The following is a 25147-nucleotide window of genomic DNA, read 5'->3' as shown; positions in this document are numbered from 1 at the left end:
GCTATTGCGCCACGCTGGACAGGTTGACGATGTTGTTGCCGACCAGCTTGCGGGCGTCGGCGCGCTGGACCGAGACGCGCAGCACCGAGATCAGCTGGTCCAGATCGACGGGCTTGGACACATAGTCCGAGGCCCCGGCCTGGATGCACTTCTGCCGGTCGCCCTTCATGGCCTTGGCCGTGACGGCGACGACCGGGAGGTCGCCGAAGCGCGGGCGGGCGCGGATCTCGCGCATGGTCTCGTAGCCGTCCATGTCGGGCATCATGATGTCGACCAGCACCATGTCGACCGACGGCAGGCTGTCCAGCAGCTCCAGCCCCGCGCGGCCGCTTTCGGCGTAGCGCAGCTCGATGCCGTACTCCTCCAGGGCGCTGGCCAGGGAGAAGATGTTGCGGATGTCGTCGTCGATGACCACCGCGGTCCGGCCCATCAGCACCGCGTCGGCGTGGCGGGTGCGGGTCAGCATGGCGCGGGCCGTGTCGGGCAGGCGCTCGACCGGGGCGTGCTGGATCAGGGCGACGTGGTCGATCAGCTGCTCGCCAGTCCGGGCCAGCCGCGCCGCGCCGGTGAACACGGCCAGGCGCAGGCGGCGTTCGTCCTCGGCCTCCAGCTCGCCGGGCGCGTAGAGCACCGTCGAGCCGGACGCCGCGCCGCGCTGGCGCAGCAGATCCAGCGTCGAGCCGACCGGACGGCCGCCGCCGCCAGCGCCGACGGGAACGACCAGGCAACCCTGCTCGCCGGTGAAGGTCTCGGGCGACAGGGCGTCGAGGGCGGGCTCGACCTGGACGCCGCCGAACACCGAGGTCAGGAGCTCGGCGGTCTCGGGGTCGCCGCCCACCAGGACGGGCTTGCGCTCGGGCTGGTCGGCCAGGCGGCGGACGCGGTCGAGGGTGGAGACCACCGCCTCCTGCTCCACCGGCTTGCTGGTGAAGCCCAGGGCGCCCATCGACAGCGACAGGCCGCCGCGATCGTCGGCCGAGATCACCTGCACCGGAATGTGACGGGTCTCGGGCGTGCGCTTGAGCAGGTCCAGCAAGGCCAGGCCGTCCATGTCCGGCAGGCCGACGTCCAGCAGGATGGCCTCGGGGGCGAACCGGCGGGCCAGGGACGGGACCGAGGAGCCCTCGGCGGTCACCACGCCCTTGAAGCCGCTGTCGCGGACCAGGGCCAGCAGGATCGAGGCGAAGCGCGGATCGTCCTCGACGATCAGCACCGTGGCGTCGGCGGGGGTGATCGACTCGCGGTCGTCCACCACCGTCTCGACCGGCTCGTACGAGGCGGCGTCGGCCGTCGAGAAGGTGAAGGTCGACGAGGGCATGGCCGGCGCGCGGGGGGCGGGCATGGTCGGCTGCTGCGCGGTCGGGCTGAAGTTCAGCGGCAGGTACAGGGTGAAGGTGCTGCCCTGACCGGGGGTCGAGACCACCTTCAGCTCGCCGCCCAGCAGGCGGGTGATCTCGCGGCTGATCGACAGGCCCAGGCCCGTGCCGCCGTACTTGCGGCTGGTGGTGCCGTCGGCCTGCTGGAAGGCCTCGAAGATGATCCGCTGCTTGTCCTCGGGGATGCCGATGCCGGTGTCCTCGACCTCGAAGGCCAGCACCTGGCCGGCCTTGTTCAGGTGGTCGTTGCCGCTGGCCCAGCCGGACTCGGCCCGGCGCACCGCCAGTTTCACCGAGCCTTGCTGGGTGAACTTGAAGGCGTTGGACAGCAGGTTCTTGATCACCTGCTGCAGGCGCTTGTCGTCGGTGTACATCGCGGCCGGGAGGCCCGGGTCGAGATCGATGGTGAAGTCCAGCTTCTTGTCCTGGGCCAGCTGGGCGAAGGTCCGCTGGGTCTGGTCGCGCAAGCTGGCGAACGGCATCTGGCCGATGTCCAGGGTGACCGTGCCGCTCTCGATCTTCGACAGGTCCAGGATGTCGTTGATCAGGCCCAGAAGGTCGGCGCCGGCGCTGTGGATGTTGCGGGCGAACTCGACCTGCTTCTCGCTCAGATTGCCCTGGGCGTTCTCGCTGAGCATCTTCGACAGGATCAGCAGCGAGTTCAGCGGCGTGCGCAGCTCGTGGCTCATATTGGCCAGGAACTCGGATTTGTACTTCGAGGTCAGGGCCAGCTGTTCGGCCTTTTCCTCCAGCGCCGCCTTGGCCTGCTCGACCTCGGCGTTCTTGGCCTCGACCTGCTTGTTCTGGGCGGACAGCAGCATCGCCTTGTCCTCCAGCTCGGCGTTGGTCTGCTGCAATTCTTCCTGCTTGGAGCGCAGCAGCTCTTCCGATTGGCGCAAGCTGGCGGCCTGCAGTTCCAGGCGGTCGTTGGTCTTCTTCAGCTCGCCCTGCTGGGCCTGCAGCTCGGCGGTCAGCAGCTGCGACTGCTCGAGCAGGCCTTCGGTCCGCATGTTGGCGGCGATGGTCGACAGCACGATGCCGATCGATTCCATCAGCTGGTCCAGGAACGCCTGCTGGGTCTCGTTGAACTCGCCGAAGCTGGCCAGTTCGATCACCGCCTTCAGCTCGCCTTCGAACAGGGCGGGCAGGACGATGATGCTGCGCGGGGCGCTTTCGCCCAGGCCGGAGCTGACCTTGACATAGTCCTTGGGGACGTTGGTCAGCAGGATGCGCTCCTTCTCCGCCGCGCACTGGCCGATCAGGCCCTCGCGCAGGCGCAGCTGGGCGGCCGGCGGCTTGCGGCGGTTGCCGGCGTAGCTGGCCGCCAGGGTCAGCATGGCCTGGCCGTTCTCGTCGTGGTCGGAGACATAGAACACCCCGTGCTGGGCGTTGATCAGCGGGGCCAGCTCGGACAGGACGAGGTTCGACACGGTCGACAGGTCGCGCTCGCCCTGCAGCATGCGGCTGAACCGGGCCAGGTTGGTCTTCAGCCAGTCCTGCTCGGTGTTCTTCAGAGTCTGATCCTTCAGATTGCGGATCATCTCGTTGATGTTGTCCTTTAGGGCGGCCACTTCGCCCGAGGCCTCGACGGTGATCGAGCGGGTCAGGTCGCCCTTGGTCACGGCCGTGGACACCTCGGCGATGGCGCGGACCTGGGTGGTCAGGTTGGCGGCCAGTTCGTTGACGTTGTCGGTCAGGTCACGCCACAGGCCGGCGGCCCCGGGCACCCGCGCCTGGCCGCCCAGCTTGCCTTCCGAGCCCACTTCGCGGGCCACGTTGGTCACCTGGTCGGCGAAGGTGGCCAGGGTCTCGATCATGCCGTTGATGGTGTCGGCCAGCGAGGCGATCTCGCCCTTGGCGTCCAGGGTCAGCTTGCGCTTGAGGTTGCCTTGGGCCACCGCGGTGACGACGTCGGCGATGTTCCGCACCTGGCCGGTCAGATTGGCGGCCATCATGTTGACGTTGTCGGTCAGGTCCTTCCAGGTGCCGGCCACGCCGGGCACCTGGGCCTGGCCGCCCAGCTTGCCTTCGGTGCCGACCTCGCGCGCCACGCGGGTCACTTCCGAGGCAAAGCCGTTCAGCTGATCGACCATGACGTTGATGGTCGATTTCAGCTCGAGGATCTCGCCCTTCACGTCGACGGTGATCTTCTTGCTGAGGTCGCCCTTGGCGACGGCGGTCGTCACGTCGGCGATGTTGCGGACCTGGCCCGTCAGGTTGGCGGCCATGAAGTTGACGTTGTCGGTCAGGTCCTTCCACGTGCCGGCGACGCCCTTCACCTGGGCCTGACCGCCCAGCTTGCCTTCGGTGCCGACTTCGCGGGCCACGCGGGTCACTTCCGACGAGAACGAGTTCAGCTGGTCCACCATGACGTTGATGGTGTTCTTCAGCTCCAGGATCTCGCCCTTCACGTCGACGGTGATCTTTTTGGACAGGTCGCCCATGGCGACGGCGGTGGTCACCTCGGCGATGTTCCGCACCTGGCCGGTCAGGTTGCCGGCCATCAGGTTGACGTTGTCGGTCAGCTCCTTCCAGGTGCCGCCGACCCCCTTCACCTGGGCCTGGCCGCCGAGCTTGCCTTCGGTGCCGACTTCGCGGGCCACGCGGGTCACTTCCGAGGCGAAGGCGTTCAGCTGGTCCACCATGGTGTTGATGGTGTTCTTCAGCTCCAGGATCTCGCCCTTCACGTCGACGGTGATCTTCTTGGACAGGTCGCCGTTGGCCACGGCGGTCGTCACGTCGGCGATGTTCCGCACCTGGCCGGTTAGGTTGGCGGCCATGAAGTTGACGTTGTCGGTCAGGTCCTTCCAGGTGCCGGCGACGCCCTTCACCTGGGCCTGGCCGCCGAGCTTGCCCTCCGTACCCACTTCGCGGGCCACGCGGGTGACTTCCGAGCTGAACGAGTTCAGCTGGTCCACCATGGTGTTGATGGTGTTCTTCAGCTCGAGGATTTCGCCGCGCACGTCGACGGTGATCTTCTTGGAGAGGTCGCCCATGGCGACGGCGGTGGTCACCTCGGCGATGTTGCGGACCTGGCCGGTCAGGTTGCCGGCCATCAGGTTGACGTTGTCGGTCAGCTCCTTCCACGTGCCGCCGACCCCGGTGACGTTGGCCTGGCCGCCCAGCTTGCCTTCCGTGCCGACTTCCCGCGCCACGCGGGTCACTTCCGAGGCGAAGGCGTTGAGCTGGTCCACCATGATGTTGATGGTCGACTTCAGCTCCAGGATCTCGCCCTTCACGTCGACGGTGATCTTCTTGGACAAGTCGCCCATGGCGACGGCGGTGGTCACCTCGGCGATGTTACGGACCTGGCCGGTCAGGTTGGCGGCCATGAAGTTGACGTTGTCGGTCAGGTCCTTCCAGGTGCCGCCGACGCCTTCCACGCGCGCCTGGCCGCCCAGCTTGCCCTCGGTGCCGACTTCCCGCGCCACGCGGGTGACTTCCGAGGCGAAGGCGTTCAGTTGGTCCACCATGACGTTGATGGTGTCCTTCAGCTCCAGGATTTCGCCGCGCACGTCGACGGTGATCTTCTTGCTGAGGTCGCCGCGGGCCACGGCGGTGGTCACCTCGGCGATGTTACGGACCTGGCCGGTCAGGTTGCCGGCCATCAGGTTGACGTTGTCGGTCAGCTCCTTCCAGGTGCCGGCCACGCCCTTGACGTTGGCCTGGCCGCCCAGCTTGCCTTCCGTACCCACTTCGCGGGCCACGCGGGTCACTTCCGAGGCGAAGCTGTTGAGCTGGTCCACCATGGTGTTGATGGTGTTCTTCAGCTCCAGCACCTCGCCCTTCACGTCGACGGTGATCTTGCGCGAGAGGTCGCCGTTGGCGACGGCGGTGGTCACCTCGGCGATGTTGCGGACCTGGCCGGTCAGGTTGGCGGCCATCAGGTTGACGTTGTCGGTCAGGTCCTTCCAAGCGCCGGTCACGCCCTTGACCTGGGCCTGGCCGCCCAGCTTGCCTTCGGTGCCGACTTCGCGCGCCACGCGGGTCACTTCCGAGCTGAACGAGTTCAGCTGGTCCACCATGGTGTTGACGACCTTGCCCATGCGCAGGAACTCGCCGCGCAGCGGGCGATCCTCATTGGCCAGGTCCATGGTCTGGGACAGATCGCCGTTGGCGACGGCGCCGATCACCCGGGCCATTTCGGCGGTCGGGTGGACCATGTCGGTGATCAGGCTGTTGACGGCCTCGACGCTGTCGGCCCAGGCCCCGACCGCGCCGGGCAGCTGGCCGCGCTGGTTGATCTTGCCTTGCCGGCCCACGACGTCGCGCAGGCGCTCGAATTCCTTGGAGAGGCGGTCGTTCAGATCGACGGTGTCGTTGAAGGCCTCGGCCAGCTCCCCATCGAGACCGCTGAGATCATTGGGCAGGCGGACGGAGAAATCGCCCCGCCGGAACGCCCGCAGCGCCGCCAACAACTGATGCCCGTCAAGCTCGCGGCCCGTGGCCCGCTCCAAAACGCCCTGCATGCCTACACCCCCAACCTGTGCTGTTGTCGCTGGGGGCGGGGGCGCGGTCGGGGACGATTTCCCGAAGCGCCACTAGAACAGACCCATCCCCAAACTGATTTCTCAACGCGGCTGTTGAGGGCGGGTTCCGGATCTCTTTTCTTATGGTCTAGCTTTCCTTGATCAGGCGCAGATCCTGGTAGTCGTAGCTGAAATCGGCCAGCGGCGAGACGGCCTTGACCAGGGTCCCGACCACCTTGCCGTCCTTCAGGTCGAAGCTGAAGAAGGCGTCCTCCTGGGTGCGGTCGTCGAAGGTGGTCTTGAAGGTTTCGCCGTCGAACGGGTCGAGCCTGCCGCTCAGGGCGGGGGTCTTGTCGAACGCGACGTGCAGGGCCTGTTTCTTGCCTTTCCCCGTCACGGTGATCGTCACCGTGCCGTACCAGGGATCGCGATAGACGCCGGCATAGGCGGCCAGCGGCAGGCTGGGCTTGGCGCCGCTACTGGGCGTGGTCATCTTGGCCGCGTCCTTGATCGTATTGGCGTCGGCCTCGGCCTGGACACGCTTGCTGGACGCGATCCAGTCGAAGTCGCTGCGCCCCTGCAGCCGGTCGGGGCCGCCGTAGCGCAGCGAGCGCAGCACCGGCGTCTCCTCGGCGTTGGTCATCACCATGATCCCGGACTTCCGGCCCGGCAGCAGGCCCGTATACGAGATGAAGCCCGCCAGGCCGCCGGTGTGCCACAGCAGGCGCTCGCCCCGATGGTCCTGGACGAACCAGCCCAGGGCGTAGGCCTGGATCGAGGGGCGGACCGGGTTCTCGTCGGTCGGGCCGTCGGTCGAGGTGGTGATGGTCTGCGGCTTCCACATCTCCCGAGCGGTCGGCTCGCTCCACAGGCGGCGGGCGTCGGGCAGCATGCCCAAGGCCAGCTGCACCTGCATCCACTTGGCGATGTCCTTGGGCGTGGAGTTGACCCCGCCGGCCGGACCGGCGGCGTCGAAGCTGGCGTCGAACGGCAGGACGGTCTGCGGGCCGAGGCCGCGCACCGGCGGGCCCAGGCGGGCGTGCGGCTCGGCGCGGCGGGCGCGGTCGACCAGGGCGGGGCTGGAGACGGTGCTGGTCATGCCCAGGGGATCGAAGATCCGGGCCTTGATCACCGTCTCCCATTTCTGGCCGGTGACCGCCTCGATCAGCGCCCCCGCGGCGACATAGAGCACGTTGTCATAGGCGTAGCCGCCCCGGAACTGGCCGCCGATCGGCAGGTATTTGAGGCCCGCCACGATGTCGGCGCGGGTGTGGGTCGGGGCCGGCCAGATCATCAGGTCGCCGGCCCCCAGGGTCAGGCCGCTGCGATGGACCAGCAGGTCGCGGACGGTCATCAGCTTGGTGACCGTCGGGTCGCTCATCTGGAATTGCGGCAGGTGCTTGGTGACCGGATCGTCCCAGGCGACCTTGCCCTCCTCGACCAGCATGCCGATCAGGGCGGCGGTCATGGCCTTGGTGTTCGAGGCGATGCCGAAGACGGTGTTCTCGTCGCAGCGGTCCTGGGTTCCCAGTTTCTTGACGCCATAGCCCTTGGCCAGGGTGACCTTGCCGTTCTCGACCACCGTGACGCCCAGGCCCGGCTGGTCGGGGAAGGCGGCCATCACCTCCTGGGCGAACTTGTCGACAGCCGCGCCGACCGCGCCGGTCTCCTGGGCGAACGCCCGATGGCCGAACGCCGCCAGACCCGTGGTCGCGAAGGCCGAAAGCAAGGCGGAGCGGCGGGTCGTGGCGAGCATGGGCGATCCTTCGAAACGAATAGCCACGCTATGCCGATGCTTTAGGAGGCGGCAAGGGCGCAAATATAGACCCCTCTCTCATGGAGAGAGGGAGGGGCCCGCCGCGAAGCGGTGGGAGGGTGAGTGGGTACGCCGGTCGACGGCCTGCGGGCGCTCCGTCAACCCTCGTAACCACTCACCCCAACCCTCTCTCTAAGAGAGAGGGAGCGCGCTTTGCCGCTAGTTCCCCCCGTCCAGCAACCTTCTCGCGATCACCTGGGCCTGGATCTCGCCGGCGCCCTCGAAGATGTTGAGGATCCGGGCGTCGGCCAGCAGGCGGCTGGCCGCGTATTCCATGGCGAAGCCGTTGCCGCCGTGGATCTGCAGGGCGTTGTCGGCGCACGCCCAGGCGACGCGGGCGGCGATCAGCTTGGCCATGCCGGCCTCGAGGTCGCAGCGCTTGCCCTCGTCCTTCTGGCGGGCGGCGTAGTAGGTCAGCTGGCGCACGCCCATGATCTCGGCCGCCATCATCGCCAGCTTGTTGGCGACGCGCGGGAAGTCGAAGATCGCCTGGCCGAACTGCTGGCGGTCCAGGGCGTAGCCGAGGCCGGTCTCCAGCGCCGCCTGGGCCACGCCGACGGCGCGGGCGGCGGTCTGGATGCGGGCGCTCTCGAACGTGGCCATCAGCTGCTTGAAGCCCTGGCCCGGGACGCCGCCCAGCAGGTTCTCGGCGGGCACGGTGAAGCCGTCGAAGGCCAGCTCGTATTCCTTCATGCCGCGATAGCCGATCACCCCGATCTCGCCGCCGCTCATGCCCTGGGCGGGGAAGTCGTCGCCGTCGACGCCGCGCGGCTTGGGGGCCAGCAGCATCGACAGGCCGCGATAGTCGGTTGTGCCCGCCTCGGTGCGGACCAGCAGGGTCATGACGTCGGCGCGGGCGGCGTGGGTGATCCAGGTCTTGTTCCCGGTCACCACGTAGCTGTCGCCCTTCAGTTCGGCGCGCGTGCGCAAGGACCCCAGATCCGAGCCGGTGTTCGGCTCGGTGAAGACCGCGGTCGGCAGGATTTCGGCGCTGGCGATCTTCGGTAGCCAATAGGCCTTCTGGTCGTCCGTACCGCCCGTCAGGATCAGCTCGCCGGCGATCTCCGAGCGGGTGGCCAGCGAGCCGACGCCGATCCAGGCCCGCGACAGCTCCTCGGAGACCACGCACATGGCGGTCTTGCCCATGCCGCTGCCGCCGAACTCCTCCGGGATGGTCAGGCCGAACACGCCCAGTTCGCCCAGCTCCTGAACCAGCTCGATCGGGATCAGCTGGTCCTTCAGGTGCCATTCGTGGGCGAAGGGCGTGACCTTTTCCTCGGCGAAGGCGTGGAACTGGTCGCGGACCATCTCGAACGTCTCGTTGAGGCCGGTGTGCTCCAGGGTCGGGCGGCCGCGCGCCTCGGCCAGGCGCTGGGCGATGCGGGTTTTCACGGCCTGGGTCCCGCCCTCGACCATCAGCTTCATGACGCCGTTCGAGTAGAGCCGGTTCAGGATGGCGCGGTCCTCGACCAGGTGCGCGGGGCGGACGATCTCGCCCTGGTTCATCGGCACGCCGCCGATCAGCTGCGCGGCATATTCAGAGAACAGCAACTGGGCCAGCAGGGCCTCGATCTCGCCGAACCGGCCTTCCGCCTCCAGCCGCTCGGCCCAGCCGGCGACCTGGTTCATCAGCTCGGCATAGGCCGCGTACCAGCCATAGCCGTGGACGCGGTGCTGGTGGACGTCGGCGAGCTTGCGATCGACCTTTCCGCCGTGCGGGACGATGTGGGCCAGCACCTGCGGCTTGGCCTCGGCCACGAACAGGCTCGCGGCGTCGGCCGCTTCGCGCAGCAGGCCCGTCAGGCCCGGTAGGATCAGGACGTCCTTGGCGACCGTATCGGTCATGGCTTGCTCCCCATTCCCAGTTGGCGCTTTGAGCCAAACAGGTGTTTTACTGCCGAACAGTTGTTTTCTTTCACCGTGGCTCATTTCGCACCTGCGAGCAATGTCGCAGCGCAGCATAAATTCGAAAAATCAGGCCAGAAAAAGCAGGGGGATAAACATGCTCACGGTCCACCACCTCAACGAGTCGCGCTCGCAGCGGATCCTTTGGCTGCTGGAGGAGCTGGCGGTTCCGTACGAGATCGTCGCCCACACCCGCGACGCCAAGACCCGCCTGGCCCCGCCGTCGCTGCTGGCCGTGCACCCGCTGGGCAAGTCGCCGGTCGTCGTGGACGGCGACCTGACGATCATCGAGTCCGGCGCGATCATCGACTATGTGATCCGCCGCCACGGCGCGGGCCGCCTGGCTCCCGATCCGGCCAGCGCCGACTACGACCGCTACCAGCAATGGCTGCACTATGCCGAGGGCTCGGCCATGCTGCCGCTGATGCTCAACATGTATGTCGGTCGCCTGGGCGAGGCCGGCGCGCCGCTGCACCCGCGCATCCAGTCCGAGATCGCCAACCACCTGTCGTTCGTCGACGACCATCTGGCCGGCCGCGAAGTCTTCGTCGGCGAGGGCCTGACCGGCGCCGACGTCCAGATGAGCTTCGTGCCCGAGGTCGCCCGGGCCATGGGCAAGCTGGCCGACTACCCGCACATGGCCGCCTGGATCGGCCGGATGCACGCGCGCCCGGCCTGGAAGGCGGCCCTGGACAAGAGCGGGCCCTACGCGCTGGGGGCGTGATCTGAGCGCCCCCTCCGTCACGGCGCGTATTCGCGCCGCGCCACCTGCCCCGTTTCACGGGTGAGGAGGTCCCTTCCTCCCCCGCCTGCGGGGGAGGTGGATCGCCGCGGATACGCGGCGAGACGGAGGGGGCGTTCAGCGCTCTCCAAAACTTTTTCCAACATGAACGAACTCTGTCAGTCGGGTCCCCGACACCGTTCAGCTTGGCCCTGGCATGTTGCGTCTCACGAGGTCGAGACGGCCTCGGAGACATCACAAGGGACGAAGGAGTTTCTCTCATGTTCGGCATCAAGACCAAGACCATCACCCTGACCCTCGGCGCCGCCGCCACCGCCCTGGCGATGGCCGCCGCTCCGCAAGCCAGCGCTGGCGTCGTCGGCTGCAAGGCCTCGGGCTCCAAGCAGGAGATCGGCGCTGTCGTCGGCGGCCTGCTGGGCGCCGTCGCCGGCAACAAGATCGCCGGCAAGGGCGATCGCGGCACGGGCACGGCCATCGGCGCCGTGGTCGGAGCCGGCGCGGGCTCGGCGGTCGGCTGCGGCATGCAGAAGAGCGAGGCGGCCAAGGAGGTCGGCGGGATCTACAAGTCGGGCGGCTATCGCTACGCCCAGACCGTGCAGGCCGCGCCGCTGGTCAAGGTCGAGAAGAAGTACGTCGCCCGCTCGACCCTGAACCTGCGCGCCGCCGCCTCGACCCGGGGCGAACGTCTGGGCGCCCTGGAGTCGGGCACGACCTTCCAGGCCCTGGGCCGCACCGGTGACGGCAAGTGGATCCTGGTTGGCCAGGACGGCGTCGGCGTCGGCTACGTTTCCAGCGCCTACGTCTACCGCGCTTAACACAGGCTGAGTTTCGGGGCGCGTCCGCTCCGTCCCTCTGGCCGCGCCTTCGAGGAGAGCCCGTTCGGTCGCCCCCTGACCGGACGGGCTTTTTCGTGGCGCTAGCTAAGGGCGCTGACCCCGCCCAGCCAGGTCTGCCAGACCACCACCAGGGCCCAGTGCAGCAGCACCGCCGGCCAGATCGAGCCGGTCTTGCGCTTGGTCGCCGCGCAGCCCAGGCCCAGCATCGCGCAGCACAGCAGGAAGTCGGGCCGCAGGAACACGCCGGCCGCGCTCTTCAGAAAGGTCAAGGCCTCGACCACGTGCCACAGCGTGTAGAGGACGGTGGAGACGGCGATCTCCAGCCAGGGCCGCCGGGTTTCGTCCGGACCGGGGGTCAGCAGGCCGCGAAACGGCAGCTCCTCGCCCAGGGCCGGGACGAAGAACACCACCAGCAGCCGCGGGGCGAGGCCAGGCTCGGTCGGCTGGAGGCGGTAGAGCCCGGTGGCGAACCCGATCGCGGCCATGGTCGCCAGGGTGACGGCGGAGACGGCCAGGCAGAACAGCCAGCCGCGCGCGTTAGGCAGGGTGCGGAGGCTGGTGGTGAGGCGGTGGCGGTAGATCGCGAGGTTCAGCGCCATTTCCAACCCCGCTCTCCCCGGCGAAAGCCGGGGCCCAGATCGAACCCATCGTCGCCTGTGGTTACACGAGGCCGTAGGCGCGATCACCCCAAACGCTCAGGCTGTATCTGGGCCCCGGCTTTCGCCGGGGAAAGCGGATTTGGGTTAAGTCCGCCACCGCAGCGTCGAATCCTTCACCGGATTGACGAAGGCCCGGCCCTCGCGGCGGCTGGCGGCCCATTCGCGCTTGCACTGGTGGTACCAGCGGGCCTGCTGGTCGGCGTCGCCCACCCACATCAGCGGCGGGTTCTGCTTCAGGCCGGGGGTCTGGACGCCGACGATGTGGCCGTCCTGGCGCAGGAAGGCGCGGGCCGCGATCCGGATGATCGGATAGAGGGCCGTGAAGGCCCAGTGGTCCGACCACATGATCTGGTTCATCCGGGTCTTCCCGGCATTGATCGGCGTCATGGCCGACAGGGCCAGGACCTGCTTGTCGCCGACCGTCACGTGCTCCCAGCGCAGGCCCGGCAGGCGGAAGGTGATCTCGGTCAGCGGCTCGCCGCCGAGGATGGCGTAGGCCTTGGAGTTCTTGGACGGCTCGTGCCGCGCCATGGTGAAGCCGGCCTCGCTGGCGACGAAGCGCTTCTTCTTCTCGTGCTGGCTGGTCTTGGTCCGCCACCACCATTGCTGATGGACATAGGGGCCGTGGGCCGGATCGATCAGGCCCAGCACCGCGTGGTCGATATGGATGTCGTAGTCCAGGTGGTCGACCAGCTTGGGCTTGCCGCCCACCACGCCCGGAATGGTCGGCGGCGCTTCCGGCGGCTCGCCGTCGAAGCGAGGATCCGACGACATCCAGATCCACACCAGGCCCTGCTGCTCCACGGTCGGATAGCGGCGCACCCGCACCTTGGAGATGTCGAAGTCGCTGTCGCCGGTCAGGGACGGGATCGACTTGCAGGCCCCGTCCGGCCCGAAGCGCCAGCCGTGATAGGGGCACTCGACGCTGTCGGTCCCGTCGGCCTCGCGGTGGACGCGGCCGGCCGACAGGGCGGCGGCGCGGTGGGGGCAGATGTCGCGGATGGCGTAGACCTGGCCCGCCCTGGTGCGGCCCAGCAGCACCGGCTCGCCCAGATACTCGCGCTTGTCCATCTTGCCTGGCTTCAGGTCGGGGGACAGGGCGGCCACGTACCAGGCGTCCCAGACGAAGCCCTCGCCGAACGTGTCGGTCGGAAGCTTGGCGGCCGGCTTGGCCTTCAGGAGCGGAGAGTCGTCGGCGGGGGGCATGGAGAGGCTTCTAACGCGGTTGGATGAACGTCGTCACTTGAGACGCAGTGTCGCAAAACAAAGCGACAGAAACGCTTAAGCTTTCAGAGCAAGGCGGCCGAAAGTGCGTGCGGCTTCGGCGCCCGCCATGCTCCAAGACTAGACGTCACCGCGAGGCGGCCGTCTCCACGAGACGCTGGTAGAAGCGCACCATCCGCTCGACATTGTCCAGGCTGATGTGCTCGTCGGTGCCGTGGATGATCTTGGTCTCGTCGACCTTTAGCACCAGCGGCTGGAAGCGATAGACGTCGCTGGCCACCCCGCCCATGTAGCGGCTGTCGGTGCCGGCGGTGACCAGGCCCGGCACGACCGGGGCCTTGCTCTCGTCGGCGGCCAGCCCCGCCAGGGTCTTCCAGGCGTCCGAGCTGGTCGAGGACACCGCCGAGGGCTCGTCGGGGGTCTTGGTCCAGGAAAGCTCGACCGGCAGCTTGCCGACCGCGTCCTTGGCCCGGGCCATCACCGTGGCCGAGGTGTCGCCGGGCGCGATGCGGTAGTTGATCCAGGCCGTGGCGTCCTGCGGCAGGACGTTCTCCTTGGGCGAGCCCTTCAGCATGGTGGGCGCGATCGTGGTGTGCAGCATGGCCGCCCCGGCCGGGGTCTTGGCCGTGACCTTCACCAGCAGCGGCGAGAACAGCCAGGTGTTGGCCGCGAAGATCTTGACCACCGGCTTAGCGTGCGGGGCGATGGCCTTCAGCATGTCGGCGCCGGGGCCCTGGAACTTCATCGGGAAGGCGTGGTCGCTGATCGCCGCCACGGCCCGCGACAGGGTGACGACGCCGCCGCCGTCCTTGGGCGGGGCCGACGAGTGGCCGCCGACGGCCGGGGCCACCACCTTCATCGTGGCGTAGCCCTTCTCGGCCGTGCCGATGATCGCGGCGGGCTGGCCAGTCACCGGATGGTCGGCGACCACGGCCATGCCTTCGTCCAGCACGAACTGGGCCTTCACGCCGCGCGATTTCAGCAGGGCGGCGGCCGCCCGGGCCCCGACGCCGCGCACCTCCTCGTCGTGGCCGCTGACCACGATGATCGTGCGGACCGGCTTGAAGCCGCTGGCCGCGACCGCGTCGAGGGCCTCGAACAGCGTGACCAGCGAGCCCTTGTCGTCGATCGAGCCCCGGCCCCAGACCGCGCCGTCGGCGACCACGCCGTCGAACGGGGCGTGGGTCCACTGGCCCTCGCTGCCCGGCGTCACGGGCACCACGTCCTGGTGGGCCATCAGCAGGATCGGCGGCAGGGCCGGGTTCGAGCCGGGCCAGGTGTAGATCAAGGTGTGCTCGGCCACGACCTCGCGGGTCATCACCTTGTGGGCCTGCGGATAGGTCGCCTGCAGCCAGGCGTGCAGCCTGTCCCACTCGGCCGGCTGGTCCTCGGCCTTGTCCTGGTGGCTGACGGTCTGGAAGCGGACGGCCTCGGCCAGGTGGCCGGCCGCCTTGGCGACGTCGACGGGGCGGGCCGAGGCCAGCTTGACCGCCGAAGCGTCGACCTGGGCCGGCGCCTTGAACGTGGCGGTACGCACGGCGACCACGCCGGCCGCGGCCAGGACCAGACCCACGGCCGTCAGCGCGACCTTTCCCCCGACACCCATCTCACTCTCCCCGAACACTTGTTGGGCGCGACTGTGCGGCCGGCGAGGGCGACTGGCAATCCTGCCGTTGCGGCCGGCGGACGGGGAAAGTTATCCACAGGGCGGCGCGCGTGGATGCTCCCCCGCATCGCGGGGGAGGAGCTCAATCCCCGTACTTTTTGAGCTCCGGATGAACAAATTCAAGAGCTTACAAGAAAATGCACGTTTCTTATCCCCGGTCGTCCAACCGGCCTCAAGCTATCCGCATGACCCAAACCACCGCCCCCACCTGGTGCGAGCGCCTGCAGGCCAAGCTGATGGACGCCATCGACGCGGCCTGGAAGACGATCGACACCAGCGACGACCCCGTCCTGATCCGCAAGGCGCGCGACAAGGCCAAGGCCTGTGGCGAGATGGCCGCCAACGCCCGCCGGATCGCCGCCATGGTCGTGGTCCGCAAGCCGCTCCGGGCCGGGGCGGCGCTCGCGGCGCCGTTCGCGCCGGAAGCAAGCGAGTCCGAAGACCGCCCGGCCCGCGCGCTCGACCGGCTCAAGGGCGGCGGACGCGGCCGATTGTGAGGGCCTTAGGTCCGGACTCGATGAACAGCAGACTATTCCGTGTCATCCCGGCCGGAGGACCGCCTAGCGGGCCGTAGAGCCGGGACCCAGGGGCGGCGCGCACAGCGTTCCTTCACCCCCTGGGTCCCGGATAGCCTCGTCGAGGCTTCCGGGATGACACGGATTTAGGGCTTTGAAATTCAAGGAAGATCTCAAAGCTGCAATTGAGCGCCGCCAGCCCCCCTCACATCGCCCGGAAGCGGTGGCGGAATGCGTCGCTGACCCGCAGCGGCTCGGCCACGCCCTTCACCCAGACGTGCAGGCGACCGTCGTCGTCCGGCCGGACCTGGCGGATCGCCGCGACCCGAACGATGGCGTTGCGATGCACCCGCCAGAAGACCTCGGGGTCCAGCTGCTCGGTCAGCTCCTTCAGCGGCATGCGGATGTGGGCCGACTCCGTCGCCGTGACCACGCGGGTGTACTTGTCCTCGGATTGGAAGAAGAGGACGTCGTCGATGGCGATCATCTTGACCACCTCGCCGACGCTGGCGGTGATCCAGCGGATCGCCCGCCGGGGCGCGAGCCGGCCGGAGAGCGCCTGCGCCAGCCGCGCCATGTCCAGGCTGGGCGCGGCCTCGCGGGCCCGCAGCCGGGCCACCGTCTCGGCCAGGCGGTCGGCGCGGATGGGTTTCAGCAGATAGTCGACGGCCCCGGCCTCGAACGCCTTCACCGCGAACTCGTCATAGGCGGTGATGAACACCACATGGGCCGGAGTCTCGGCTTGGCGCGCCACCTCCAGCCCGGAGAGGCCCGGCATGCGGATGTCCAGGAACACCACGCCCGGCCGGCGCGCCGCCCAGGCCTCCAGCGCTCCCAGCCCGTCCTCGCACTCGGCGACCACGTCCAGTTCGGGCCACAGGGCGGCCAGCATGGCGCGCAGCTCCTGGCGCTGCGGGGCCTCGTCCTCGGCGATCAGGGCGGTGATCGAGCTCATCACGCGCCCCCCAGTGGCACGCGGATCCGCGCGCGCACCCCGCCCTCGGATCGCGAGGCCACGTCCAGGGTCGCGCGGTCGCCGAACAGACTCGCGAGCTGGGCCCGGACATTGGCCAGCCCCACCCCCGGCGTGACGCCCTCCGCCAGGCCCGCGCCGTCGTCCTCGACGCTGACCGACAGCGTCTCGCCCTCGACCCGCGCGACGATGGCGATCTCGCCGGGGCCGGGCTTGGGCTCGACGCCGTGGGTGACGGCGTTCTCGACCAGGGTCAGCAGCAGCAGCGGGGGAAAGGGCAGGGCCCGCATGGCCGCGTCGGCCTCGACGCGCACGGTCAGGCGGCCGGCCATGCGCACCCGCATCAGCTCCAGATAGCCCCGGCAGAGGTCGATCTGGCGATCCAGCGTGGCCTCGGCCGGACCGGCCTCGCGGAAGCGCGGCAGGGTGGCGCGCAGATAGCCGGCCAGGGCGTCGATAGTCTGGGCCGCGCGCTCGGGCTCGCCGGCGATCAGCGAGCGCACCGAGGCCAGGGTGTTGAACAGGAAGTGCGGCTCGACCTGGGCCTGTAGCACGGCCAGCCGCATGTCGGCCGCGTCGCGCTCGGCCCGCAGGCTCTCGACCTGGCGCCGGGCCGCGTACTGGGCGATGCGCCGCCGCTCGCCGAAATAGTAGATCGTCGCCAGCCCGCCGCCGGCGAAGATCCAGACGAAGACCGAGGCGTCGATGCTGGCGCGGAAGAACCGCGACATGGCCTGGCCGAACACGCTGACCTGCATCGGGCGGTTGGAATAGCCGGCCATCAGGTGGTCGTGGAACTCGCCGGCCCAGCGCAGGGCGACCAGCCCGACCCACAGGCCGACCGCGATCGCGACGACGACCAGGGCGCGCTCGACGATCTCCGGCGGATGCAGGTGGCGGACCAGGGTGGCCAGGGCCGGGCCGGTCGAAACTGTAAGCAGAGTGGCCAGGCAGGCGCGGGCGGCCAGCGGCAGCCAGTCGCTCCACGCGCCCATGCCCGAGGCGTGCCAGGCGGCGAAGGCCGAGCCGGCCAGCAGGGCCAGCGGCCAGAACACCACGCCTCGCCGCAGCAGCCACGGCCAGGTGAAGGTGCGGAAGCTCTGGTACAGCGTCCAGCCGCCCAGGTCCGACAGGACGCCGCGCGGCAGTTTCGAACCGAGATCGTCGTCCAGCGTCGCCATGCCGCCACGCTAGCAAAGCCCGGGCCCGCGCGCACGGCGGCCCATCCCGCGCCTGGCCGTTTCGTCGCCGTTTCGCCCGCTTCGTCGCATCGGCCCGGTTCGGCGGCGCGCCGGCCGTATCGATCGGACGATCGAAGGAGGCGACGATGCGACTGCGAGCTTTGACGGGAGTGGCCCTGACGGCCCTGCTGATGACCGGACCCGCCCAGGCGGCGCCGCGCGAGAACCCGCTGGTGTCCACCGGCTGGCTGGCCAGCCACCTGAAGGACCCCGACCTCGTCCTGCTGCACATCGGCGAGGCGGCCGAGTTCGAGGCCGGCCACATCCCCGGCGCGCGGTTCGTCCGTCTGTCGGACATCGCCACCAATGCCGGCGGCCGGACCCTGGAAATGCCGACCGCCGACGATCTGCGCCAACGGCTGCGGGCGCTGGGCGTCACGGACCGTTCGCGGGTCGTGGTCTATTTCGGCGAGGATTGGGTGTCGCCCGCGACCCGGGTGCTGTTCACCCTGCGCACCGCCGGCCTGGGCGAGCGGGCCGACCTGCTGGACGGCGGCCTGCCCAAGTGGCGGCGCGAGGGCGGGGCGGTCACCGCCGCCGCGACCCCGCCGGCGACGCCCGGCGCCCTGGCGGCGTTCCAGACGCGGCCGACCATCGTCGATGTCGATTTCGTCCGCGCCCACGCCGGTCAGCCGGGCTACGCCCTGATCGACGCCCGCGCGCCGGTCTTCTACGGCGGGCTGCAGGCCGGCGGCGCGCACGACCACATGAAGCGCGGCCACATCCCGGGCGCGCTCAGCGTGCCGTTCACCAGCGTCACCAACGACGACCTGACCTTCAAGTCGCCGGACGCGCTTCTGGCCCTGTTCCGGACGGCGGGGGTCAAGGCCGGCGATCGGGCCATCGTCTACTGCCACATCGGCCAGCAGGGGACGGCGGTGGTGACGGCGGCCCGCGCGGTCGGCATCGACGCGGTGCTCTATGACGGCTCGTTCGAGGACTGGTCGATCCGCGACCTGCCCGTGGCCCTATGAGTGGCCCCATGAGCCGTCGCCCCTACGCCAATCCCTACCTCGCCGGCGTCGGCCTGGGCCTGGTGCTGCTGGCCAGCTTCGCCCTGACCGGCCAGGGGCTGGGCGCGTCCGGCGCCTTCGCCCGGGTCGCCGTCGCGCTGATCGAGGCCTTCGGGCCCAAGACCGACAACGCCTGGGTTCGCGACTATGCGTCGACCGGCGCGCCGTGGAGCGCCTGGATCGTGGTCGAGGTCGCAGGGATCCTGGTCGGGGCCATGGTCTCGGCGATGCTGGCCGGCCGGTTCAAGCTGGCCCAGGCCCGTCCGGGTCGCGCCCGGTTCGTCGCGGCGCTGGGCGGCGGGGCGCTGATGGGCGTCGGCGCGGCGCTGGCGCGGGGCTGCACCAGCGGCCTGGCGCTCAGCGGCGGGGCCCTGCTCAGCGTCGGCGCCTGGCTGTTCATGGCCGCGCTGTTCATCGGCGGCTTCCTGGCCGCGCCGTTGGCCCGGAGGCTGTGGCCGTGAGCGGTCTCCTGCTCGCCGGCTTGGTCGGCCTGGCGTTCGGGGCGGCGCTGGAGCGCGCCGGCCTGGGCGATCCGCCGAAACTGGCCGGCCAGTTCTACCTGCGCGACTTCACGGTGCTGAAGGTGATGCTGAGCGCGGTGCTGACCGCCATGCTCGGGGCCTTCTGGCTGGGACGGCTGGGCGTCATCGACCTGGGGAGCCTCTACTTGCCCGAGACCTTCCTGCTGCCGCAGTGGGTCGGCGGGCTGGTGTTCGGCCTGGGCTTCGTGCTCAGCGGCCTGTGCCCCGGTACCGCGTGCGTGGCCTTGGCCAGCGGCCGCCTCGAGGGCGGGGCGACCATGCTGGGCCTGCTGGCGGGGATGCTGCTGACCGGCCTGGCCTTTCCGCTGCTGGCGCCGCTCTACGACGCCACGCCGAAGGGGCCCCTGACGCTGCCGGGCCTGACGGGCCTGCCATACGGCGTGGCGGTGGCGCTGGTCACCGTCGGCGGCCTGGCCGTGCTGGCCGCGATCGGCCGTCGGGAGGTGAGCCGATGAGCGCGACGCGTCGCTTGGGCCTCGGCGCCCTGGCCCTTGGCCTGGCCGCCCCGTTCGTCGGCAGCCCCTTTCGGCCCCACGCCAGCGGCCTGGACATCGACGGCCTCGTCAAGGCGATCGACGACGGCGCGGACCATGTCGGCGCGCGCGCGTTGGCCGGCTGGATCCGCGAGCGCCGGCCGGGCCTGCGGGTGATCGACGTGCGCCCGTCCGAGGCGTTCGGCGACGACGCCATCCCGACCGCCGAGAACCTGCCGCTGGACCGGCTGGTGCGCACGGCCTTCGCGCCGGACCAGACGGTGGTCCTCTACTCCCAGGAAGGCGCCCACGCCGGCCAGGCGTGGGTGCTGCTGCGGGCCCTGGGCGTGGCCCACGTGACGTTCGTCGCCGGCGGCCTCGCCGACTGGTGGGACGAGGTCATGGCCCCGGCGATCCCGGCGGACATGCCATCGGCCGAGCGCGAGACGCTGATCGAGCTCAGCCGCTTCTTCGGCGGCTCGCCCCGGTTCAGCGCGCACGGGGAAGCGCCGGCCCCAACGCCCCACAGGAGGCGTGGATGCTAGCCATGACCGACACCTTCGACTTCGACGCCCTGCGCGCCGAGGAGTTCGGCCGCCTGGACGCGGCGGGGATCGCCTATCTCGACTACACCGCCGCGGGTCTCCACGGCGCGTCGCAGGCGCGGGACCACGCCGACCGCCTGGCGCGGGGCGTGTTCGGCAATCCGCACTCCGAGCACCAGGCTTCGCGCGACAGCGCCACCGCCCAGGCCGCCGCCCGCGCCGCGACCCTGGCCTATTTCGACGCCGACCCGGCGGTCTACGACGTGATCTTCACGGCCAACGCCACGGCGGCCCTGAAGCTGGTCGCCGAGAGCTATCCGTTCGCGCTGCGGCGGGGGCTGGCGCTGACGGCCGACAACCACAACTCGGTCAATGGCGTGGGCGAATACGCCCGCCGCGCCGGGGCCCCGGTCGCGGTGTTGCCACTGGATCCCGAGCTGCGGCTGGACCGCGGCGGCGAGCGCCTGCGGGCGGCCGTGCTGGCCCATGGGCCGGGGCTGTTCGCGTTTCCTCAGCAGTCGAACTTCTCGGGCGTGCGCCATGATCTCGTATTGGTCGACATCGCCCAGGCCCTGGGCTGCGAGGTGATGATCGACGCGGCCTCGGCCGGACCGTACGGGGGGCTCAGCCTGCGCCGCCACCCGGCCGAGTTCGTGGCCTGCTCGTTCTACAAGCTGTTTGGCCTGCCGACGGGCGTGGGGGCGCTGATCGCCAAGCGGTCGGCCCTGGCGCGGCTGCGGCGGCCCTGGTTCGCGGGCGGCGCGGTCGACTTCGTCTCGATCGCCCATGGCCGCCACGCCCTAAAGGCCGGGCGCGAGGGGTTCGAGGACGGCACGCCGAACTTCCTCGCCCTGACGGCGGTGGACGGCGGCTTCGCGTTCCTGGAGCGCATTCCCCAGGCCGCGCTGAGGGCGCGGATCCAGGCGCTGACCGCTTATGTCTTGGAGCGCATGACGGCGACGCGCCACGCGGGCGGCGCCCCGCTGACGCGGCTGTACGGTCCGCGCGACCTGGAGGCGCGCGGCGGGACCGTGGCCTTCAACCTGCTACGCCCCGACGGCGGGGTGATCCCCTACGGCGAGGTCGAGCGGCGGGCCCGCGACCACGGCGTGGCCATCCGGGGCGGTTGCTTCTGCAATCCCGGCGCGGCCGAGGCGGCGTTCGGCCTGGACCGTCCCGAGGCGGCCCGCTGCCTCGACCAATTGGACGGCCGGTTCAGCGTGGAGGCGTTCCGGACCTGCCTGGACGGCTTAGGGGAGGGGGCGGCGGTCGGAGCCCTGCGGCTGTCGGTCGGCGCGCCGACCACCTTCGGCGATCTCGACCGGGCGCTGGCCCTGATCGAGACCTATGTCGAGGGATAGCTGGGAGGGCCCGTTCTGGCCTAGTCTCCCCGAAACGGGGAGCGGCCATGGATACGGGCAAGCGGGCGCCGGGCGGCGCGTGGGCGATCTGGGCGGTCTGCCTGCTGGCGGCGATGCTGGAGGGCTTCGACATTCAGTCGATGGGCGTGGCCGCGCCGCGCATGGTCCCGGCGCTAGGCCTGTCGCCCGGCCAGGCCGGCTGGGCGTTCAGCGCCAGCCTGATCGGCCTGATGATCGGCGCCTCGGTCGGCGGGACGATCGCCGACCGCATCGGCCGTCGGCCGGTGCTGGTGTTCTCGGCCGCCGCCTTCGGTCTGTTCTCGCTGGTCACGCCCCTGGCCCGGAGCTTCGAGCCGCTGCTGGCGGCGCGCTTTCTGACGGGCCTGGGCCTGGGCGGCGCCATGCCGATGCTGATCGCCCTGGCCTCCGAGCAGGCCGGCGCGGCGCGCAAGGCGACCATGGTGGCGCTGGTCACGGCGGGCATGCCGCTGGGCGGCGCGCTGGCGGGCCTGCTGGCGCGCTCGCCCTTGGCCGAGGACTGGCGGATGATCTTCGTGTTCGGCGGCCTGGCGCCGCTGCTGATCGCGCCGCTGCTGCACGGGGTCCTTCCGCTGGGGCGGCCCGAGGCCATCGCGCGGCAAGGGCGAGCGGCCCTGGCCGCGCTGTTCGCGCCCAGCCGACTGGCCATCAGCCTCAGCCTGTGGGTCGCCGTGGCCCTGACGGCGCTGATCCTGCACCTGCTGCTCAACTGGCTGCCGACGCTGCTGGTGGCGCGCGGCCTGCCCAAGAGCGCGGCGTTCACGGCGGCGGCGCTGTTCAACCTGGGCGGAGCCAGCGGCGGGATCCTGTTCGGCCTGCTGGCCGATCGGTTCGGGCCGCGCTGGCCGCTGATCGGCGGGTTCGCCGGCCTGGCCCTGGCCCTCCTGGGCCTGGCGGCAGCGGGCGCGGGCGGCGCGATCGCGGCCCTGGCCTTCGCGGCGGGCTTCCTGCTGATGGGCGGCCAGTTCACCCTCTACAGCCTGGCGCCGCGGCTCTACGCCGACGCCGTGCGCGGGACCGGGGTCGGCGCGGCCATCGCCGCCAGCCGCCTGGGCTCGATCTTCGGCCCCCTGGCCGCCGCCCAACTGATCGGCGGCGGCGCGACCGGCGTCGCGGTGGTGTCGGCGCTCGTGCCTGTGGCCCTGGCCACGGGCGTGGCGGCGGCGCTGCTGACAGTCTTCGGTCAGCGGTCGGCCATGGCGGACCGACATTCAGACTAGCCGTCCTTCAATTCCGCTCATCCCCGCGAAAGCGGGGACCCAAGCGGACTCTCAGCACGTGGCGCCGCTCGGAATCCATCCGCGGACTCGGCTTGGGTCCCCGCTTTCGCGGGGATGAGCGGTGTTAGGAGGGCGGCCGAGTGTTCGCCCTACAGCGTCCCGCTCAGCTCCTGCACCTCTTCGAACGTCCGCAGGCCCGGCCGTTGCGCGCAGACCAGCACGCCCATGTTGCCGGGCAGGTGCTGGTTGGCCAGCATCTTCTCGTGGGCGGCCGGGATCTGGTCCCAGGGGAAGACTTCCGACAGGCACGGGTCGACGCGGCGGTCGATGACCAGCTGGTTGGCGGCGCTGGCCTGCATCAGATTGGCGAAGTGGCTGCCCTGGACGCGCTTCTGGCGCATCCACAGGAAGCGAGCGTCCATGGTCAGGTTGAAGCCGCTGGTGCCGGCGCAGATGGCGACCATGCCGCCGCGCTTGACCAGGAACACCGACACCGGGAAGGTCGACTCGCCAGGGTGCTCGAACACCAGGTCGACGTCGCGATTGCCGGTGATCTGCCAGATGGCTTTGCCGAACTTGCGGCTCTCCTTCATGTAGTCGTTGAACTCGGGGCCGTTGACCTTGGGCAGCTGGCCCCAGCAGTTGAACTCCTTGCGGTTCAGCACCGCCTTGGCGCCCATCGACAGCACGAACTCGCGCTTGTCGTCGTCGCTGACCACGCCGATCGCATTGGCCCCGGCCACCGCGGCCAGCTGCACGGCGAAGACGCCCAGCCCGCCCGACGCGCCCCAGACCAGCACGTTCTGGCCGGGCTTGAGTTCGTGCGGCTTGTGGCCGAACAGCATGCGATAGGCGGTGGCCAAGGTCAGGGTGTAGCAGGCGGCCTCTTCCCAGGTCAGGTGCTTGGGGCGCGGCAGCAACTGGCGCGACTGCACCCGGCAGAACTGGGCGAAGCTGCCGTCCGGCGTCTCGTAGCCCCAGATCCGCTGGCTGGACGAGAACATCGGGTCGCCGCCGTTGCACTCCTCGTCGTCGCCGTCGTCCTGATTGCAGTGGATGACGACCTCGTCGCCCAGCTTCCAGCGCTTCACCTTGGAGCCGACCTTCCAGACGATGCCCGAGGCGTCGCTGCCGGCGATGTGATAGGGCTGCTTGTGGCCGTCCAGCGGGCTGATCGGTTCGCCCAGGGCGGCCCAGACGCCGTTGTAATTGACCCCGGCGGCCATCACGAGAACCAGCACCTCGTCCTCGCCGATCTCCCAGGTGGGGACCACCTCGACCTGCATGGCGGTCGAAGGCTTGCCATGACGCTCCTTGCGGATGCTCCAGGCGTACATGGACTTGGGCACGTGGAAGGGCGGCGGGATCTCGCCGATCTCGTAGAGGTCCTTCAGCTCGGTCTTCTCAAGCGTCTCGGTCGTCATCTCACTCCCCGTTCCCTGGTCATCCTTCTGCGCTGCAACAACGCGCGAAGGTCAAACTCGGCTGCGCGTCCGGCGGTCGAAACGGTGAAAACGTCTCGCCTTCGGATCGTTTTTGGCTTCCGAGCGCAAAAAATCGCCCGGAAGATCGCTAGGCTGAGACAGTTGTTTGAAACTGGCAAGCGGAATCTTGTGCGTCGCAGCATGAAGCCCGGGCTGTCGCGACGGAAGGTTGCGGGCGGGCGCGGCGCGGGCCACCGTGCCGGCCATGATCCACCTGACCCGCCCCGACCCCGCGATCGCCCTCGTCGAGCTGGACACCGCCCCGGCCAATGTCCTGGCCATGGCCGAGCGGGCGCGGCTGCTCGACGCCTTCGCGGCGATCGAGGCCGACCGAGCGGTGCGGGTCGTGGTGCTGACCGGCCGCAACGGGGCGTTCTGCACCGGCGACGACCTGGCCGAGTCCCTGTCGCGCGACGCCCCGACCCAGAGCGCGGCGATCCTGCATTTCCTCGACATGTGCGATCGCGTGGCCGCCTGCCGCGTCCCGGTGATCGCGGCGGTCAACGGCTGGTGCATCGGCGGCGGGCTGGAGCTGGCCCTGGCCTGCGACATCCGCCTGGCCGGCGACCAGGCCAGCTTCGCCTGCTCGGCGGTGCGGATGGGCCTGACCGCCTCGGCAGGACGGCTGACGGCGCTGGTCGGCGAGAGCCGCGCCAAGCCCCACCTGCTGACCGGCGCGCCGTTCGACGCCCGGCGGGCCCTGGCCGACGGGATCGTGGCCGAGGTCAATCCGGCCGACGAACTGCTGGGCGCGGCGATCGCCATGGCCCGGACGATCGCCTCCCGCGCGCCGCTGGCCGTGGAGGCGACCAAGCGGGTGGCCTCGGGGGTATCGACGACGGAGGCCGAGACGCCGGGCCTAGCGGCGACGGCCGATCACGCCGAGGCGCGGGCGGCGTTCATGGCCAAGCGGGCGGCGGTGTTTACGGGGCGGTGAAGCCTCCCGCGACCCCTCTCTCTTAGAGAGAGAGGGGGCTTGGCGTGCGACCCACTTCCCAATTCGCATCCGCGAACGACATATTGCATCGCAACAAAACCCGGATCATGA

At 69.9% G+C, this 25147-nt stretch carries 19 protein-coding genes; 10 read left to right on the top strand and 9 right to left on the bottom strand.

Going from position 1 to position 25147, the window contains the following annotated elements; genetic code table 11:
• Window position 1 precedes the first annotated feature (1 nt).
• The 3 genes from ABIC66_RS00270 to ABIC66_RS00260 form a co-directional block, all read right to left on the bottom strand.
• The gene (locus ABIC66_RS00270; RefSeq protein WP_354067226.1) at window positions 2-5845 is read right to left on the bottom strand and encodes a HAMP domain-containing protein; all 5844 of its coding nucleotides are present in this window, start codon (window positions 5843-5845) and stop codon (window positions 2-4) included.
• 148 nt (window positions 5846-5993) lie between these two features.
• Window positions 5994-7601: a serine hydrolase gene (locus ABIC66_RS00265; protein WP_354067225.1), complete on the bottom strand. Its 1608-nt coding sequence runs from the start codon at window positions 7599-7601 to the stop codon at window positions 5994-5996.
• A gap of 219 nt (window positions 7602-7820) precedes the next feature.
• Window positions 7821-9506 (bottom strand): acyl-CoA dehydrogenase family protein, encoded by a 1686-nt coding sequence (locus ABIC66_RS00260; RefSeq protein ID WP_354067224.1) that lies wholly within the window; start codon window positions 9504-9506, stop codon window positions 7821-7823.
• Window positions 9507-9663: 157 nt separating this feature from the next.
• Between ABIC66_RS00260 and ABIC66_RS00255 the strand changes: the two genes are divergently transcribed.
• Together ABIC66_RS00255 and ABIC66_RS00250 are read left to right on the top strand one after the other, a co-directional pair.
• The gene (locus ABIC66_RS00255; protein WP_354067223.1) at window positions 9664-10290 is read left to right on the top strand and encodes a glutathione S-transferase family protein; all 627 of its coding nucleotides are present in this window, start codon (window positions 9664-9666) and stop codon (window positions 10288-10290) included.
• Window positions 10291-10568: 278 nt separating this feature from the next.
• A complete protein-coding gene (locus ABIC66_RS00250; RefSeq protein ID WP_354067221.1) occupies window positions 10569-11123 on the top strand; it encodes an SH3 domain-containing protein in 555 nt (184 codons plus the stop codon).
• A gap of 101 nt (window positions 11124-11224) precedes the next feature.
• Here ABIC66_RS00250 and ABIC66_RS00245 read toward each other — a convergent pair whose 3' ends face one another.
• The 3 genes from ABIC66_RS00245 to ABIC66_RS00235 all read right to left on the bottom strand — a co-directional run bounded on the left by ABIC66_RS00245 (window position 11225) and on the right by ABIC66_RS00235 (window position 14633).
• Window positions 11225-11743 carry a CPBP family glutamic-type intramembrane protease gene (locus ABIC66_RS00245; protein WP_354067219.1) on the bottom strand — a complete coding sequence of 173 codons (519 nt, stop codon included), beginning with the start codon at window positions 11741-11743 and terminating at the stop codon, window positions 11225-11227.
• A gap of 144 nt (window positions 11744-11887) precedes the next feature.
• Entirely contained in the window at window positions 11888-13009 is a 1122-nt protein-coding gene (locus ABIC66_RS00240) for a Rieske 2Fe-2S domain-containing protein (protein ID WP_354067217.1), read from the bottom strand.
• A gap of 145 nt (window positions 13010-13154) precedes the next feature.
• Window positions 13155-14633 (bottom strand): M20 family peptidase, encoded by a 1479-nt coding sequence (locus ABIC66_RS00235; protein ID WP_354067216.1) that lies wholly within the window; start codon window positions 14631-14633, stop codon window positions 13155-13157.
• Between the two features lie 245 nt (window positions 14634-14878).
• Here ABIC66_RS00235 and ABIC66_RS00230 point away from each other — a divergent pair, with 245 nt between their 5' ends.
• A complete protein-coding gene (locus ABIC66_RS00230) occupies window positions 14879-15190 on the top strand; it encodes a hypothetical protein (RefSeq protein ID WP_354067215.1) in 312 nt (103 codons plus the stop codon).
• 223 nt (window positions 15191-15413) lie between these two features.
• Here the strand turns inward: ABIC66_RS00230 and ABIC66_RS00225 are convergent, their stop codons facing one another.
• Both ABIC66_RS00225 and ABIC66_RS00220 read right to left on the bottom strand, forming a co-directional pair.
• The gene (locus ABIC66_RS00225) at window positions 15414-16163 is read right to left on the bottom strand and encodes a LytR/AlgR family response regulator transcription factor (RefSeq protein ID WP_354067214.1); all 750 of its coding nucleotides are present in this window, start codon (window positions 16161-16163) and stop codon (window positions 15414-15416) included.
• Window positions 16163-17362: a sensor histidine kinase gene (locus ABIC66_RS00220; RefSeq protein WP_354067213.1), complete on the bottom strand. Its 1200-nt coding sequence runs from the start codon at window positions 17360-17362 to the stop codon at window positions 16163-16165. The genes ABIC66_RS00225 and ABIC66_RS00220 overlap by 1 nt, the downstream gene beginning before the upstream one ends.
• Window positions 17363-17508: 146 nt before the next feature.
• Between ABIC66_RS00220 and ABIC66_RS00215 the strand changes: the two genes are divergently transcribed.
• Genes ABIC66_RS00215 through ABIC66_RS00190 form a run of 6 tightly spaced genes read left to right on the top strand, consistent with a single transcriptional unit; the run spans window position 17509 to window position 22615 of the window.
• The gene (locus ABIC66_RS00215) at window positions 17509-18396 is read left to right on the top strand and encodes a sulfurtransferase (protein WP_354067212.1); all 888 of its coding nucleotides are present in this window, start codon (window positions 17509-17511) and stop codon (window positions 18394-18396) included.
• Between the two features lie 8 nt (window positions 18397-18404).
• Window positions 18405-18896, top strand: a complete 492-nt coding sequence (locus ABIC66_RS00210) for a YeeE/YedE thiosulfate transporter family protein (RefSeq protein ID WP_354067211.1) — start codon at window positions 18405-18407, stop codon at window positions 18894-18896.
• The gene (locus ABIC66_RS00205) at window positions 18893-19432 is read left to right on the top strand and encodes a DUF6691 family protein (RefSeq protein WP_354067210.1); all 540 of its coding nucleotides are present in this window, start codon (window positions 18893-18895) and stop codon (window positions 19430-19432) included. Before ABIC66_RS00210 ends, ABIC66_RS00205 begins: the two co-directional genes overlap by 4 nt.
• Window positions 19429-19995, top strand: coding sequence for a rhodanese-like domain-containing protein (locus ABIC66_RS00200; RefSeq protein WP_354067209.1), 567 nt, complete (start codon window positions 19429-19431; stop codon window positions 19993-19995). Before ABIC66_RS00205 ends, ABIC66_RS00200 begins: the two co-directional genes overlap by 4 nt.
• A 2-nt stretch (window positions 19996-19997) precedes the next feature.
• Complete coding sequence (locus ABIC66_RS00195; protein ID WP_354067208.1) at window positions 19998-21356, top strand: aminotransferase class V-fold PLP-dependent enzyme; 1359 nt, start codon at window positions 19998-20000, stop codon at window positions 21354-21356.
• 47 nt (window positions 21357-21403) lie between these two features.
• Window positions 21404-22615 carry an MFS transporter gene (locus ABIC66_RS00190; RefSeq protein WP_354067207.1) on the top strand — a complete coding sequence of 404 codons (1212 nt, stop codon included), beginning with the start codon at window positions 21404-21406 and terminating at the stop codon, window positions 22613-22615.
• A 149-nt stretch (window positions 22616-22764) separates the two neighbouring features.
• Here the strand turns inward: ABIC66_RS00190 and ccrA are convergent, their stop codons facing one another.
• Entirely contained in the window at window positions 22765-24039 is a 1275-nt protein-coding gene (gene ccrA / locus ABIC66_RS00185; RefSeq protein ID WP_354067205.1) for a crotonyl-CoA carboxylase/reductase, read from the bottom strand.
• A gap of 265 nt (window positions 24040-24304) precedes the next feature.
• Between ccrA and ABIC66_RS00180 the strand changes: the two genes are divergently transcribed.
• A complete protein-coding gene (locus ABIC66_RS00180; RefSeq protein WP_354068337.1) occupies window positions 24305-25036 on the top strand; it encodes an enoyl-CoA hydratase/isomerase family protein in 732 nt (243 codons plus the stop codon).
• Window positions 25037-25147 lie beyond the last annotated feature (111 nt).

Origin of the sequence: Caulobacter sp. 1776, from assembly GCF_040545685.1 — a bacterium.
Lineage (GTDB): Bacteria > Pseudomonadota > Alphaproteobacteria > Caulobacterales > Caulobacteraceae > Caulobacter.
This window is presented reverse-complemented; position numbering and strand designations above follow the sequence as displayed.

Coding starts and splice junctions, on each gene's coding strand:
- ABIC66_RS00255 (WP_354067223.1), top strand. CDS start 9,664: ATGCTCACGGTCCACCACCTCAACGAGTCGCGCTCGCAGCGGATCCTT.
- ABIC66_RS00235 (WP_354067216.1), bottom strand. CDS start 14,633: ATGGGTGTCGGGGGAAAGGTCGCGCTGACGGCCGTGGGTCTGGTCCTG.
- ABIC66_RS00250 (WP_354067221.1), top strand. CDS start 10,569: ATGTTCGGCATCAAGACCAAGACCATCACCCTGACCCTCGGCGCCGCC.
- ABIC66_RS00180 (WP_354068337.1), top strand. CDS start 24,305: ATGATCCACCTGACCCGCCCCGACCCCGCGATCGCCCTCGTCGAGCTG.
- ABIC66_RS00270 (WP_354067226.1), bottom strand. CDS start 5,845: ATGCAGGGCGTTTTGGAGCGGGCCACGGGCCGCGAGCTTGACGGGCAT.
- ABIC66_RS00230 (WP_354067215.1), top strand. CDS start 14,879: ATGACCCAAACCACCGCCCCCACCTGGTGCGAGCGCCTGCAGGCCAAG.
- ABIC66_RS00225 (WP_354067214.1), bottom strand. CDS start 16,163: ATGAGCTCGATCACCGCCCTGATCGCCGAGGACGAGGCCCCGCAGCGC.
- ABIC66_RS00195 (WP_354067208.1), top strand. CDS start 19,998: ATGACCGACACCTTCGACTTCGACGCCCTGCGCGCCGAGGAGTTCGGC.
- ABIC66_RS00210 (WP_354067211.1), top strand. CDS start 18,405: ATGAGCCGTCGCCCCTACGCCAATCCCTACCTCGCCGGCGTCGGCCTG.
- ABIC66_RS00245 (WP_354067219.1), bottom strand. CDS start 11,743: ATGGCGCTGAACCTCGCGATCTACCGCCACCGCCTCACCACCAGCCTC.
- ABIC66_RS00220 (WP_354067213.1), bottom strand. CDS start 17,362: ATGGCGACGCTGGACGACGATCTCGGTTCGAAACTGCCGCGCGGCGTC.
- ABIC66_RS00265 (WP_354067225.1), bottom strand. CDS start 7,601: ATGCTCGCCACGACCCGCCGCTCCGCCTTGCTTTCGGCCTTCGCGACC.
- ABIC66_RS00190 (WP_354067207.1), top strand. CDS start 21,404: ATGGATACGGGCAAGCGGGCGCCGGGCGGCGCGTGGGCGATCTGGGCG.
- ABIC66_RS00215 (WP_354067212.1), top strand. CDS start 17,509: ATGCGACTGCGAGCTTTGACGGGAGTGGCCCTGACGGCCCTGCTGATG.
- ccrA (WP_354067205.1), bottom strand. CDS start 24,039: ATGACGACCGAGACGCTTGAGAAGACCGAGCTGAAGGACCTCTACGAG.
- ABIC66_RS00200 (WP_354067209.1), top strand. CDS start 19,429: ATGAGCGCGACGCGTCGCTTGGGCCTCGGCGCCCTGGCCCTTGGCCTG.
- ABIC66_RS00260 (WP_354067224.1), bottom strand. CDS start 9,506: ATGACCGATACGGTCGCCAAGGACGTCCTGATCCTACCGGGCCTGACG.
- ABIC66_RS00240 (WP_354067217.1), bottom strand. CDS start 13,009: ATGCCCCCCGCCGACGACTCTCCGCTCCTGAAGGCCAAGCCGGCCGCC.